A 13,182-nucleotide genomic window follows, 5' to 3' on the forward strand; every position below is an offset into this window, starting at 1 on the left:
ATCCAGACAAAAGTGGCAGATAGCAAAACGCCCCACTAGGGGGCGTTTTGAGTGGTGTTATCCACAGTGCAAGTTACGCCTCGGCTTTTTTCGTCGCCGCTTCGATCTTACGCGTGATGTACCACTGTTGTGCAATCGACAGGCAGTTGTTCACAACCCAGTACAGCACCAGACCAGCAGGGAACCACAGGAAGAAGAAGGTGAAGATGATTGGCATCATTTTCATCACTTTCGCCTGCATCGGATCCGGAGGAGTCGGGTTCAACTGCTGCTGGATGAACATGGTTGCGCCCATGATGATCGGCAGAATGAAGAACGGATCCTTGATCGACAGGTCAGTGATCCACAGCATGAACGGCGCCTGGCGCATCTCCACGCTTTCCAGCAGAACCCAGTACAGCGAAAGGAAGACCGGCATCTGCACGAGGATCGGCAAGCAGCCGCCCAGTGGATTGATCTTCTCTTTCTTGTACAGCTCCATCATGGCTTGCGACATTTTCTGCCGGTCATCGCCATGTTGCTCTTTCAGCGCAGCCAGTTTCGGTGCCACGGCACGCATGCGCGCCATCGATTTGTAGCTGGCAGCCGACAGCGGGAAGAAAATCCCTTTGATCAGCATGGTCAGGAAGATGATCGACCAGCCCCAGTTACCGACAATGGCGTGGATATGTTGCAGCAGCCAGAAGATCGGCTGGGCAATGAACCACAGAATGCCGTAGTCGACGGTCAGTTCCAGACCTGGGGACAACTCTTTCAGCACAGCCTGGCTTTTCGGACCGGCGTACAGCACAGCGCTGGTTTCAACTTTTGCACCTGGAGCAGCGGTCAAGGTAGGACCGGTGTAACCGATGATGTAGTTGCCTTTGCTGTCTTTACGGGTCTGGACGATGTTGTTTTCGCCCTTGGCCGGAATCCATGCGGTCACGAAGTAGTGCTGCAGCCAGGCAACCCAACCACCGGTGACGGTTTCCTTGAGCTGCGCCTTGTCCATGTCCTTCATCGACACTTTCTTGTACGGCTCGGAACTTGTCCACAGGGCAGCGCCCAGGTAAGTCGCGGTGCCGGTAGCAGTGGTCGACGACGGATCAGCGCTGGCGTCGCGCTTCAACTGGGCAAACATTGCGCCGTTCCAGGGCTGAGCGCTCTGGTTATCCACAATGTAGGAGACAGCGACGTCGTACAGGCCACGTTTCAGGGTGAAACGCTTGATGTAGTTGACGCCGTCCTTGCTGAACTTCAGGTCAACGACGAGTTGATCCTGACCGTCAGCCAGTTGGTAAACCTTCTTCTCCGAGGAATAAACCGGACGACCGGCCGGGTTTGCATCCGGGCCGTTGGTACCGATCAGACCGCTTTGCGCCAGATACACACGTTCGCCGCCGTTATCGAACAGCTGGAACGGCACATCAGGACGATCCTGACGACGTGGATACAGAGGCAGAGTCAGTTGCGCAACATCGCCACCCTGTGGATCGATCGCCAGATCGAGCACATCGGTCTTGACCTGAATCAGGTCCTTGCTGGCGGCGACCGGCGTTTCGGCTGGTGCGCTGGTATCGCTGGCGGCGCGCGGAATATCGTCACTGGCGGCAGCATTGGTGCCAGTGGCGGTGTCCGGCAAACCGGATGTAGTCGTACTGGAAGCAACATTCTGAGTCGGCAGGGCAGCCTGGCCATAATCCTGGTTCCATTTAAGAACCATGACGTAGGACACGATTGCCAGGGCGACGATCAGGATCGTGCGTTTGATATCCATGATTACTCGGCCATCGAAGAAGAACGGGAGGTAGGGACAGGTGGAACCGGGTCATAACCACCGGGATTCCACGGATGACAGCGACCTAAACGACGAAAGGTCAGCCAGCCACCGCGCAGAAGGCCATGATTTTCAATGGCTTCATACGCGTAGCAGGAACAACTGGGGTAGAAGCGACAGTGGCTGGCCATTAAAGGACTAATGGCATAGCGATAAAACTGGATCGGAACGAGGGCCAGTTTACGCATCGGTACTGTCTACCCCTACAGTTTCGGTTTTGACTGCCGGAACGGGCTTGTTGCGTGCCAGACGCTTCCAGAGTTTGCCGAAATGCTGAATCAATTCGGGGTTTTCTACATCACCCAAACCTTTGCGCGCGACGATAACGATGTCCCAGCCGACCAGTGAATCCTGGTGCAGACGGAACGATTCGCGCATCAGACGTTTGAGGCGATTGCGCTCAACGGAGAGCTTTACGCTCTTTTTCCCGATAACCAGCCCGAGACGGGGGTGATCAAGATCGTTGTTGCGTGCAAGGAGCAGGAGATTTTTCCCCGGAACCTTGCCGGTAGGGGAGTCAAAGACTGCCTTGAAATGCCGGGGGGTAAGCAGACGCTTTTCCCGACTGAAGTCCTGACTCACCTCCAGTACCGGATTATCAAACTGCCAGACGCGCACGACCTTTGGCGCGACGACGCGACAGGACTGCGCGGCCGTTCTTGGTAGCCATGCGAGCACGGAAACCGTGGGTACGAGCGCGTTTGATAGTGCTTGGTTGGAAAGTACGTTTCATGTCGTGTTACCTGGTTCGTCCACAACGGGCCGGAATGGCCCCCGTTTTAAGAGACCGGGGATTCTAGAGAAAGCAAGCCTTCAGGTCAATTTCCAACCAGCGTTTACTTATAAATAGATCCGGGCACGGTTTTAGCTTGAAAGCCTGTCCGCCAGATATAGAAATAAAGAAGGGAATTATTTAAAGCTTTTCTGTAAAGCTTGTAAAAGCTAGGCACGCCATCTTCTGTGGATAACTGCCATGGAGCCTTATTCCACGGGATGTACAGAGAATGACAACTACAGTGGAAAACCGTGTTCAGCCTGTGCTGCGCTATCGGATAAGCTGTGCGTGGAATGGGCTGTTATCCACAGGCTGGTTATCCACCGGGTTTAGCCCCTAGTTGTCCAGTGCCCTCAGAGGCGTTTATCCACAGGGCTTATTCACATGCCGTTGGTCGCCTTTTAATGCGTTAACGCGTTGATAAATGATGGTGACGAACCTACCTGCATGTGGATAAGTGAATCGCTCGCCGCTACAATGGCCGCTTGTTTTTGCCTCACCGGCTTTCAACTTAGGGGATATCCGTGTCAGTGGAACTTTGGCAGCAGTGCGTGGAGCTTTTGCGCGAAGAGCTGCCTGCCCAACAATTCAACACCTGGATCCGTCCACTACAGGTCGAAGCCGAAGGCGACGAGTTGCGCGTCTACGCACCGAATCGTTTCGTGCTGGACTGGGTCAACGAAAAGTACCTGGGCCGCGTCCTTGAACTGCTGGATGAGCGCGGCAATGGCTCGACGCCGGCGCTGTCCTTGTTAATAGGCAGCAAACGCAGCTCGGCACCTCGCGCCGCACCCAATGCACCACTGGCGGCCGCGCAGGTTGCTCAGGCGCAGGCGAATAATGTGCCAGCGAGCAATCCGGCACCGACGCCAGCCCCTGCTCCGGCCAAACGTTCCACACAGAAGGCCGCTGAAGTCAGCGAAGAACCTTCCCGCGACAGCTTCGACCCGATGGCCGGCGCCGCTTCGCAGCAGGCCCCGGTTCGCGCGGAGCAGCGCACCGTGCAGGTAGAAGGTGCGCTCAAGCACACCAGTTACCTGAATCGCACATTCACCTTCGAGAATTTTGTTGAAGGTAAATCCAACCAGCTCGCCCGTGCGGCGGCCTGGCAGGTGGCGGACAATCCCAAGCACGGTTACAACCCGCTCTTCCTTTATGGTGGCGTCGGCTTGGGTAAAACCCACTTGATGCACGCGGTGGGCAACCATCTATTAAAGAAGAATCCGAATGCCAAGGTCGTATACCTGCATTCCGAGCGCTTTGTGGCCGACATGGTCAAGGCGTTGCAACTGAACGCCATCAACGAATTCAAGCGTTTCTACCGTTCGGTGGACGCCTTGCTGATTGACGATATTCAGTTCTTCGCTCGCAAGGAGCGTTCCCAGGAAGAGTTTTTCCACACCTTCAACGCGTTGCTTGAAGGTGGTCAGCAGGTCATTCTCACCAGTGACCGCTACCCGAAAGAAATCGAAGGCCTTGAGGAGCGCCTCAAATCCCGCTTCGGCTGGGGCCTGACCGTTGCGGTCGAGCCGCCGGAGCTGGAAACCCGTGTGGCGATTTTGATGAAGAAGGCCGATCAGGCCAAAGTCGATCTGCCACATGACGCCGCATTCTTCATTGCACAGCGTATCCGCTCCAACGTCCGCGAGTTGGAAGGTGCGCTGAAACGCGTGATCGCCCACTCGCACTTCATGGGTCGCGACATCACCATCGAGCTGATTCGTGAGTCCCTGAAAGACCTGTTGGCATTGCAGGACAAACTGGTCTCTGTGGATAACATTCAGCGCACCGTCGCCGAGTATTACAAGATCAAGATCTCCGACCTGCTGTCCAAGCGCCGTTCGCGCTCGGTGGCACGTCCGCGTCAGGTGGCCATGGCGCTGTCCAAGGAACTGACCAACCACAGCCTGCCGGAAATCGGCGACGTGTTTGGCGGCCGCGACCACACCACCGTGTTGCACGCTTGCCGCAAGATCAACGAACTTAAGGAATCCGACGCGGACATCCGCGAGGACTACAAGAACCTGCTGCGTACACTGACCACTTGATGAACACCAGCGCAGCTTATTAAGGCAAGGGACGAGACCATGCATTTCACCATTCAACGCGAAGCCCTGTTGAAACCCCTGCAACTGGTCGCAGGCGTCGTCGAGCGCCGACAGACCTTGCCGGTACTGTCCAACGTGCTGTTGGTCGTCGAAGGCCAGCAACTGTCGCTGACCGGTACCGACCTGGAAGTCGAGCTGGTCGGTCGTGTGCAACTCGAAGAGCCGGCCGAAACCGGTTCCATCACCGTGCCGGCGCGCAAGCTGATGGACATCTGCAAAAGCCTGCCCAACGACGCGCTGATCGATATCAAGGTCGACGAGCAGAAACTGGTGGTAAAGGCCGGTCGTAGCCGCTTCACCCTGTCGACGCTGCCGGCCAACGATTTCCCGACTGTTGAAGAAGGCCCGGGCTCGCTGACCTGCAGCCTGGAGCAAAGCAAACTGCGTCGCCTGATCGAACGCACCAGCTTCGCCATGGCCCAGCAGGACGTGCGTTACTACCTCAACGGCATGCTGCTGGAAGTTTCCGCTGGTGTGATCCGCGCCGTGGCCACCGACGGTCACCGTCTGGCGATGTGCTCGATGCAGGCCGATATCGGTCAGCCTGATCGTCATCAGGTAATCGTGCCGCGTAAAGGTATCCTCGAGCTGGCGCGTCTGCTCACCGAGCCGGACGGCAATGTCAGCATCGTCCTCGGTCAGCATCACATCCGCGCCACCACGGGCGAGTTCACTTTCACCTCGAAACTGGTCGACGGTAAATTCCCGGATTACGAGCGCGTACTGCCGAAAGGTGGCGACAAACTGGTACTCGGCGATCGTCAGGCATTGCGTGAAGCGTTCAGCCGTACCGCGATTCTGTCCAACGAGAAGTACCGCGGTATCCGTCTGCAACTGGCCTCCGGTCAGTTGAAGATCCAGGCCAATAACCCGGAGCAGGAAGAAGCGGAAGAAGAAGTGGGCGTTGAATACAACGGCGGCTCGCTGGAAATAGGCTTCAACGTCAGCTATCTGCTCGACGTACTGGGCGTGATGACCACCGAGCAGGTTCGCCTGATCCTGTCCGACTCCAACAGCAGTGCGCTGGTGCAAGAGTCCGACAATGACGATTCGGCTTACGTTGTCATGCCGATGCGTCTGTAATCAGCAGATCCTGAATGTCGTTAAGTCGTGTTTCGGTCACCGCGGTGCGCAATCTGCACCCGGTGACCTTCTCCCCCTCCCCCCGCATCAACATTCTTTACGGCGCCAACGGCAGCGGCAAAACCAGTGTTCTGGAAGCCATTCATCTGCTTGGGCTTGCCCGTTCGTTTCGCAGCACGCGACTGTTGCCGGTCATCCAGTACGAACAGCTTGCCTGTACCGTTTTTGGTCAGGTTGAGCTGGCTGAAGGCGGACACAGTGCGCTGGGGATTTCTCGCGACCGTCAGGGCGAGTTCCAGATTCGCATCGATGGCCAGAACGCCCGTAGCGCTGCGCAGCTGGCGGAGATCCTGCCGTTGCAGTTGATCAACCCGGACAGCTTCCGTCTGCTGGAAGGCGCGCCGAAGATTCGCCGGCAGTTTCTCGACTGGGGTGTGTTCCACGTTGAACCGCGTTTCATGGCCACTTGGCAGCGTTTGCAGAAGGCGCTGCGCCAGAGAAACTCCTGGCTGCGGCATGGTACACTTGACGCCGTTTCGCAAGCGGTTTGGGACAGGGAACTGTGCCAGGCCAGCGCTGAAATCGATGAATACCGCCGCGCTTACATCACAGCCTTGAAACCGGTCTTCGAACAGACCTTGAGCGAACTGGTTGAGCTCGAGGGTTTGACGCTCAGCTATTACCGAGGCTGGGACAAGGACCGCGAATTGAGCGCCGTACTCGCCGGTTCCGTGCAACGGGACCAGCAGATGGGGCACACCCAGGCCGGACCGCAACGAGCTGATTTGCGTCTCAGATTGGGCGCACACAATGCCGCGGACATCTTGTCCCGGGGTCAGCAGAAGTTGGTGGTCTGTGCATTGCGCATCGCCCAAGGGCACCTGGTCAGCCAGGCCCGCCGCGGTCAGTGTATTTATCTGGTGGATGACTTGCCGTCCGAGCTGGACGAGAGCCACCGTCGCGCGCTATGCCGCTTGCTGGAAGACTTACGCTGCCAGGTGTTCATCACCTGTGTAGATCACGAATTACTGAGGGAAGGCTGGCAGACGGAAACGCCAGTCGCTTTGTTCCACGTGGAACAGGGCCGTATCACCCAGACCCACGACCATCGGGAGTGAAGGCATTGAGCGAAGAAAATACGTACGACTCAACGAGCATTAAAGTGCTGAAAGGCCTGGATGCCGTACGCAAACGTCCCGGTATGTACATTGGTGACACCGACGATGGCAGCGGTCTGCACCACATGGTGTTCGAGGTGGTCGACAACTCGATCGACGAAGCCCTCGCCGGCCATTGCGACGACATCAGCATCATCATCCACCCGGACGAATCCATCACCGTTAAAGACAACGGTCGTGGCATCCCGGTAGACGTGCATAAAGAGGAAGGCGTTTCCGCCGCTGAGGTCATCATGACCGTCCTCCACGCTGGCGGTAAGTTCGACGACAACTCCTACAAGGTTTCCGGCGGTCTGCACGGTGTAGGTGTTTCGGTAGTGAACGCACTGTCCGAAGAGCTGGTCCTGACCGTTCGTCGCAGTGGCAAGATCTGGGAACAGACCTACGTCCACGGCGTGCCTCAGGCACCGATGGCCATCGTTGGCGACAGCGAAACCACTGGTACCCAGATCCACTTCAAGGCGTCCAGCGAAACCTTCAAGAACATTCACTTCAGCTGGGACATCCTGGCCAAGCGCATTCGTGAACTGTCCTTCCTCAACTCCGGTGTCGGCATCGTCCTCAAGGACGAGCGCAGCGGCAAGGAAGAGCTCTTCAAGTACGAAGGCGGCCTGCGTGCGTTCGTTGAATACCTGAACACCAACAAGACTGCGGTCAACCAGGTATTCCACTTCAACATCCAGCGTGAAGACGGCATCGGCGTGGAAATCGCCCTGCAGTGGAACGACAGCTTCAACGAGAACCTGTTGTGCTTCACCAACAACATCCCGCAGCGCGACGGCGGCACCCACCTGGTGGGCTTCCGCTCGGCGCTGACGCGTAACCTGAACAACTACATCGAACAGGAAGGTCTGGCGAAGAAGCACAAAGTCGCCACCACCGGTGACGATGCCCGTGAAGGCCTCACCGCGATCATTTCGGTGAAGGTGCCGGATCCGAAGTTCAGCTCGCAGACCAAAGACAAGCTGGTGTCTTCCGAAGTTAAGACCGCGGTGGAACAGGAGATGGGCAAGTATTTCTCCGACTTCCTCCTGGAAAACCCCAACGAAGCCAAGCTGGTGGTCGGCAAAATGATCGACGCCGCCCGTGCCCGTGAAGCGGCGCGCAAGGCTCGTGAGATGACCCGCCGCAAAGGTGCACTGGACATCGCCGGCCTGCCGGGCAAACTCGCGGACTGCCAGGAAAAAGACCCGGCGCTGTCCGAACTGTACCTGGTGGAGGGTGACTCCGCGGGCGGCTCTGCCAAGCAGGGACGTAACCGCAAGACCCAGGCGATCCTGCCGTTGAAGGGCAAGATCCTCAACGTCGAGAAAGCGCGTTTCGACAAGATGATCTCGTCCCAGGAAGTGGGCACGCTGATCACCGCGCTGGGCTGCGGCATTGGGCGCGAAGAGTACAACATCGACAAGTTGCGCTATCACAACATCATCATCATGACCGATGCTGACGTCGACGGTTCGCACATCCGCACCCTGCTGCTGACCTTCTTCTTCCGTCAACTGCCGGAGCTGATCGAGCGAGGCTATATCTACATTGCCCAGCCGCCGCTGTACAAGGTCAAGAAAGGCAAGCAAGAGCAATACATCAAAGACGACGACGCCATGGAAGAGTACATGACGCAGTCGGCCCTGGAAGATGCCAGCCTGCACCTGAACGAAGAAGCCCCAGGCATTTCCGGTGAAGCGCTGGAACGTCTGGTGAATGACTTCCGCATGGTCATGAAGACGCTCAAGCGTCTGTCGCGCCTGTACCCGCAGGAACTGACCGAGCACTTCATCTACCTGCCGGCCGTCAGCCTCGAAACCCTCGGCGACCACGCGGCGATGCAAGAGTGGCTGGCCCAGTACGAAGTCCGCCTGCGGACCAACGAGAAGTCCGGCCTGGTCTACAAGGCCAGCCTGCGCGAAGACCGTGAACGTGGCGTCTGGCTGCCAGAGGTCGAACTGATCTCCCACGGCCTGTCGAACTACGTCACCTTCAACCGCGACTTCTTCGGCAGCAACGACTACAAAACCGTGGTCACCCTGGGCGCGCAGCTGAGCACCCTGCTCGACGAAGGCGCGTACATCCAGCGTGGCGAACGCAAGAAAGCCGTTACCGAGTTCAAGGAAGCCCTTGACTGGCTGATGGCCGAAAGCACCAAGCGCCACACTATCCAGCGATACAAGGGTCTGGGTGAAATGAACCCGGATCAGCTATGGGAAACCACCATGGATCCAAGCGTGCGGCGCATGCTGAAGGTCACCATCGAAGACGCCATCGGTGCAGACCAGATCTTCAACACCCTGATGGGTGATGCGGTCGAACCTCGCCGGGACTTCATCGAGAGCAACGCCTTGGCGGTTTCCAACCTGGATTTCTGATCCCTGTTGTTTGCCCGCCCATAAAAAACCCCGGCCAGTGCGCCGGGGTTTTTATGTCGGAGGGAACGAGATCAGTGATACCAGCGGCTGAACGCCCCCGGCTCACCGCGCAGCTCACTCTGCACCGTGGACAGCATGTCGCTCATGCGCTGCACAAAGGTATGATTTTGCGCCAATGTTGCCCGCCCGTGCCGGGCAATCGCCCTGCGCTCTTCATCGTGCTCAAGGTAATAGCCGCAAATTTCGATCAGATCCTGAGTGTCGCGATAGATCACCAGATCTTTGCCATCGGTGAACAGCTTGTGCAGGTCATCCTTATCGTTGCTGACAAGGAAGCCGCCGCAGCTGAGCACATCAAACACGCGCATCGGCAGGCCAGATTCCACGAACGAGCGGATGATGTTGAGGTTGATTTTCGAGCGCTGGAAAATCCCCGGCATCTCTGCGAAGTGGTCGGCATGTCCGACGTAGCTGCGGACTTGGGCTTGCCATTCATTATTGCCATACACGGCAACCCTGAAGCGTTCTTCAAGCTGTTGAATAACGTCGATGCGTTCTTGCCACGAATGCTCTCTGCCCAGCAGGTAAGCCAGCTTCTGCGCCACCGAAAGATAGTGATCGCCCAACAGCGGGTAGCTCGACTCTTGCTTGATCGTGCCGATAAGCTCTTCGCCCAACTGCGCCGACAGGTTCAAGAAACCCTCGGGTTGATCTAGCAAGTCGATCAGCCGCTGACACCGCTCGCCGGTCTGCGGCGAAAGGTGCGGCAACATCGAAGTCCGGTATTCGGTACGGGTCAGGTTGGCGACAAAACTGATGTCGTTTCCAAAAGACGAATCCTGCGAGAAACAATCGATCTGATCAATGCGCTCCAGGTTGGCAGCGACCGGCAGATGATAGACCTGCCGAACCCCGCTCTGCCTCAACCCGCGCGCAACTGACGCGTCATAGATGAAAGTAAAGCTGTGTGAATGATTGATCGCCTTGTCATAGATCGGATAGCACGGGGTATCGATCACCCAGGCCAGATAAGGAATTCTCAGCAGTTCGCAGACTTCACTGATGTACTGATTGAAGTTGATGGTGAGCACGTAGTCGGGCCGCATGCTCATCAGCGCCATGACGTTATCTTCATTCAGCGCCACAGGTGTCACGCGCAAACCCAAGGTCTGCAAAGCCTCGGCACAGTCACCCGAGATAACGCTGGCCTCGAACACCACAATGGAGGCAGCAGCTTTCGATTGTTCGTGATAAGCAGTCAATTCCCTGAGACCCTTTTTCATCGTTAGATAATCTTTCGATTGTCGTGGCTCAGTCGCCCCCTGTCGCCACACTCTCCAACCGATACCCATATCCATAAATCGTCAGCAACTGCCAACCGCGATCCGCCGTCAGCCCCAGCTTGTTGCGCAGCCGGTAGATGTGCGTATCCAGTGGCCGCGAGGATGTCGTCTCCTCGTTCGGCCAGAAGCGCTCATACAAATAGTCCCGCGACAGCGGCCGACCCAGATTGCTGAACAGACATCGCGCCAGGCGGTATTCGCGCTCGGTCATGAGGATCGGTTTGCCTTCACGGGTGACGGTCAGTTCGGCGTCGTCGAAAACCAGATCGTGAAACGTCTGCACTTCACCCGCTGCGCTGCGCGGCTGGCTATGCCGACGCAATACCGCTGCCACCCGCGCCTTCAACTCATTGGGGCGAAACGGCTTGCTGACATAGTCATCGGCACCGGCGTTCAGGGCTTGAACGATATCGCTCTCGCCATCGCGGCTGGTGAGCATGATTGCGGCGGGTGGCGCGTCCATGTGTTCGCGGGTCCAGCGTAGCAGTGCCAGGCCGGTCAGGTCCGGTAGTTGCCAGTCGAGGATCAGCAGGTCGAAAGTCTCCCGGCGCAACTGGCGCAACAAGTCTTCGCCGCGCTCGAAGCTGTGCAGTGACCACGGCTGTTCGCCAGCTTCAGCCATTTGCTCCAGGGTTTGCTCGACCCGGCGCAGTTCGGCGGGTTCGTCGTCCAGAATGGCAACGCGCATCGGCGGTGTTCCTTGTCGCTGGGGCTGGGATGTCGACAATAGCGACTCCTCGGCCGCGATGAAAGAAGCGGCCCGTCGCTGGCCGACGTCCGCTATGATTCCTCGGGTCTACGCCTCAGACCCGAGACCTATGAAACCATTCCCGCTGCCCTGCCCTTTGCCTTATGCGTAACCCTCAACGCCGACGTGAAAGTCGTGAGCCGAGCCAGGTCCAGCGTCTGTTCCGCCGGCTGGTGCGCGAGTGGTTGTGGATAAGTCTAGTGCTGTTGCCACTGACTGCCTTGTTGTCTTATCGCGCCCAGATCAATTTGCACAATCCGTCGCCAGCGCTCGGCGCGCTGCTGTCGGTGGCAATGGTCGCCTGTGTGCTGGGATTATTGCTGTGGCGACCGCGCTGGGCGCTGTGGGTCACCTTGATCGGTATGGCCTGTACGCTGATTGCCAGCGCCCTGCTCGCCGAGATCCGCTACTGGTGGTCGCCCACATCTGCCGCGCTGGGCATGTTGTTCGGTTACCTGATCTGGAACTGGAGACGCCTGAGTGTGGTGCTGACCTATTTCGGCTGGGAGCTGGCGCGTCTGGACAGTGAACCGAAAGTCTTCCCGGAACGACGCCGGACCCGCTTCACCGGTGCCGACCAGTTGCAAGGCCAGATCATGGCGCTCGAACAAGCCATGAGCCGCACCCGCGATACCCGGCGCTTCATTGCCGATGGCCTGGAATACCTGCCGGTGGCGACGCTGATCAGTGATCCGCAGGGCAAGATTCTGCTGGGCAATCGCAAGGCGCGCGAGCTGTTCGAGGATCCGCTGGTGGGCGATGACGTACTCGATCAACTGGCACGGCTCGGCTATCCGGAGTTGTCCACAGCGCCGCGACCGCCGCTGGCCACCCTGCCGCTGCTGGAATTTCGCGATCACAAGGAGCGCAGCCTGCGCCTGGAAAGAGCAGCGCTGCTGCCGGTCGACGGCGATACGCCGATCGGTTGGCTGCTCAGCCTGACGGATTTGAGTGCCGAGCGTGCGGCCGAGGAGCAGCGCGGCGTTCTGCTGCGCTTTCTCTCCCATGACCTGCGCGCGCCACATTCGGCGATTCTCGCCCTGCTGGATGTACATCGCCATCAGGCGGGCGCTGATGCGCCGTTGTTCGAGCAGATTGAGCGTCAGGTGCGCCGAGCGCTGGATCTGACCGATGGTTTCGTCTTGTTGGCGCGGGCTGAGTCCGAGACCTACCAGTTCCGCCCGACATTGTTCGCGATGCTGGTATTGGACGTCCTCGATCAGGCCCTGCCCATCGCTCAGCAGAAACATATCGAACTGTTGAATCAAGTCGATGAAGAATGCCAGGAGCGTCTGCTTCTGGCCGATCAGGGTTTGCTGACGCGCGCCCTGTTCAACCTGCTGGAGAACGCGATCAAGTACAGCCCGGCAGACACCACTGTGCAACTAAAGGTCAGTTGTCACGGACAGTGGCTGCGCTGCGAATTGACCGATCAGGGCAAGGGGATTTCTGCCGATGAATTGCCTGACCTGTTCAGCCAGTATCGGCGTTTCTCCTCCGCTCAGGGCATCGACGGCGTGGGCCTGGGTTTGTCGATGGTCAAGGCTGTGATCGACCATCATGGCGGGACGATCGAATGTCATAGCGTGGTCGATACCGGAACCACATTCCGCATCGAGTTGCCGCTGATTGCTGAATGAAAAAGGGGCACAAAAAAACCGGCTATAACGGCCGGCTTTTTTACATCCGAATAAAACTTATGCACGGATTTCGTTCAACTCATCGATTAATAAATATTGATTAAAATCAACAAGTTAGAAAACAATTA

The 13,182-nt window shown here is 57.7% G+C and carries 11 protein-coding genes; 5 read left to right on the top strand and 6 right to left on the bottom strand.

The features are described 5' to 3' along the window. Positions 1-73: 73 nt before the first annotated feature. From yidC to rpmH, 4 genes are read right to left on the bottom strand one after another with little or no spacing between them, the layout of a single operon-like run. Positions 74-1,756 carry a membrane protein insertase YidC gene (yidC, locus tag PS14A_RS25840; protein WP_212617533.1) on the bottom strand — a complete coding sequence of 561 codons (1,683 nt, stop codon included), beginning with the start codon at positions 1,754-1,756 and terminating at the stop codon, positions 74-76. A gap of 2 nt (positions 1,757-1,758) precedes the next feature. After that, positions 1,759-2,004, bottom strand: coding sequence for a membrane protein insertion efficiency factor YidD (gene yidD, locus PS14A_RS25845; protein WP_027901580.1), 246 nt, complete (start codon positions 2,002-2,004; stop codon positions 1,759-1,761). Next, entirely contained in the window at positions 1,997-2,398 is a 402-nt protein-coding gene (gene rnpA / locus PS14A_RS25850) for a ribonuclease P protein component (RefSeq protein ID WP_024014946.1), read from the bottom strand. Before rnpA ends, yidD begins: the two co-directional genes overlap by 8 nt. A 16-nt stretch (positions 2,399-2,414) precedes the next feature. Next, entirely contained in the window at positions 2,415-2,549 is a 135-nt protein-coding gene (gene rpmH / locus PS14A_RS25855; protein ID WP_003213577.1) for a 50S ribosomal protein L34, read from the bottom strand. Positions 2,550-3,115: 566 nt separating this feature from the next. On the opposite strand from rpmH, the gene dnaA reads away from it, so the two are divergent. Genes dnaA through gyrB form a run of 4 tightly spaced genes read left to right on the top strand, consistent with a single transcriptional unit; the run spans position 3,116 to position 9,323 of the window. Next, complete coding sequence (gene dnaA / locus PS14A_RS25860) at positions 3,116-4,639, top strand: chromosomal replication initiator protein DnaA (protein ID WP_212617534.1); 1,524 nt, start codon at positions 3,116-3,118, stop codon at positions 4,637-4,639. A gap of 39 nt (positions 4,640-4,678) precedes the next feature. After that, positions 4,679-5,782, top strand: coding sequence for a DNA polymerase III subunit beta (dnaN, locus tag PS14A_RS25865; RefSeq protein ID WP_016772390.1), 1,104 nt, complete (start codon positions 4,679-4,681; stop codon positions 5,780-5,782). 14 nt (positions 5,783-5,796) lie between these two features. Further along, complete coding sequence (recF, locus tag PS14A_RS25870; RefSeq protein WP_016772389.1) at positions 5,797-6,900, top strand: DNA replication/repair protein RecF; 1,104 nt, start codon at positions 5,797-5,799, stop codon at positions 6,898-6,900. A gap of 5 nt (positions 6,901-6,905) precedes the next feature. Further along, positions 6,906-9,323 carry a DNA topoisomerase (ATP-hydrolyzing) subunit B gene (gene gyrB, locus PS14A_RS25875; RefSeq protein WP_024014948.1) on the top strand — a complete coding sequence of 806 codons (2,418 nt, stop codon included), beginning with the start codon at positions 6,906-6,908 and terminating at the stop codon, positions 9,321-9,323. 71 nt (positions 9,324-9,394) lie between these two features. On the opposite strand, the gene PS14A_RS25880 is transcribed toward gyrB, so the two are convergent. Together PS14A_RS25880 and PS14A_RS25885 are read right to left on the bottom strand one after the other, a co-directional pair. Next, positions 9,395-10,681, bottom strand: a complete 1,287-nt coding sequence (locus PS14A_RS25880) for a glycosyltransferase (protein WP_249121403.1) — start codon at positions 10,679-10,681, stop codon at positions 9,395-9,397. Then, positions 10,635-11,354 (bottom strand): response regulator transcription factor, encoded by a 720-nt coding sequence (locus tag PS14A_RS25885; RefSeq protein ID WP_130911441.1) that lies wholly within the window; start codon positions 11,352-11,354, stop codon positions 10,635-10,637. The genes PS14A_RS25880 and PS14A_RS25885 overlap by 47 nt, the downstream gene beginning before the upstream one ends. Before the next feature lie 164 nt (positions 11,355-11,518). On the opposite strand from PS14A_RS25885, the gene PS14A_RS25890 reads away from it, so the two are divergent. Further along, positions 11,519-13,054 carry a HAMP domain-containing sensor histidine kinase gene (locus tag PS14A_RS25890; protein WP_130911440.1) on the top strand — a complete coding sequence of 512 codons (1,536 nt, stop codon included), beginning with the start codon at positions 11,519-11,521 and terminating at the stop codon, positions 13,052-13,054. Positions 13,055-13,182: the final 128 nt, after the last annotated feature.

The sequence above is a fragment of the Pseudomonas sp. 14A genome (assembly GCF_018132745.1).
Classification (GTDB): domain Bacteria; phylum Pseudomonadota; class Gammaproteobacteria; order Pseudomonadales; family Pseudomonadaceae; genus Aquipseudomonas; species Aquipseudomonas mercuritolerans.

What these genes read in the sequence shown, in the direction of transcription:
- dnaN (WP_016772390.1), top strand. Translation starts at nt 4,679, where the DNA reads ATGCATTTCACCATTCAACGCGAAGCCCTGTTGAAACCCCTGCAACTG.
- rpmH (WP_003213577.1), bottom strand. Translation starts at nt 2,549, where the DNA reads ATGAAACGTACTTTCCAACCAAGCACTATCAAACGCGCTCGTACCCAC.
- PS14A_RS25890 (WP_130911440.1), top strand. Translation starts at nt 11,519, where the DNA reads ATGCGTAACCCTCAACGCCGACGTGAAAGTCGTGAGCCGAGCCAGGTC.
- PS14A_RS25880 (WP_249121403.1), bottom strand. Translation starts at nt 10,681, where the DNA reads ATGGATATGGGTATCGGTTGGAGAGTGTGGCGACAGGGGGCGACTGAG.
- recF (WP_016772389.1), top strand. Translation starts at nt 5,797, where the DNA reads ATGTCGTTAAGTCGTGTTTCGGTCACCGCGGTGCGCAATCTGCACCCG.
- yidC (WP_212617533.1), bottom strand. Translation starts at nt 1,756, where the DNA reads ATGGATATCAAACGCACGATCCTGATCGTCGCCCTGGCAATCGTGTCC.
- yidD (WP_027901580.1), bottom strand. Translation starts at nt 2,004, where the DNA reads ATGCGTAAACTGGCCCTCGTTCCGATCCAGTTTTATCGCTATGCCATT.
- PS14A_RS25885 (WP_130911441.1), bottom strand. Translation starts at nt 11,354, where the DNA reads ATGCGCGTTGCCATTCTGGACGACGAACCCGCCGAACTGCGCCGGGTC.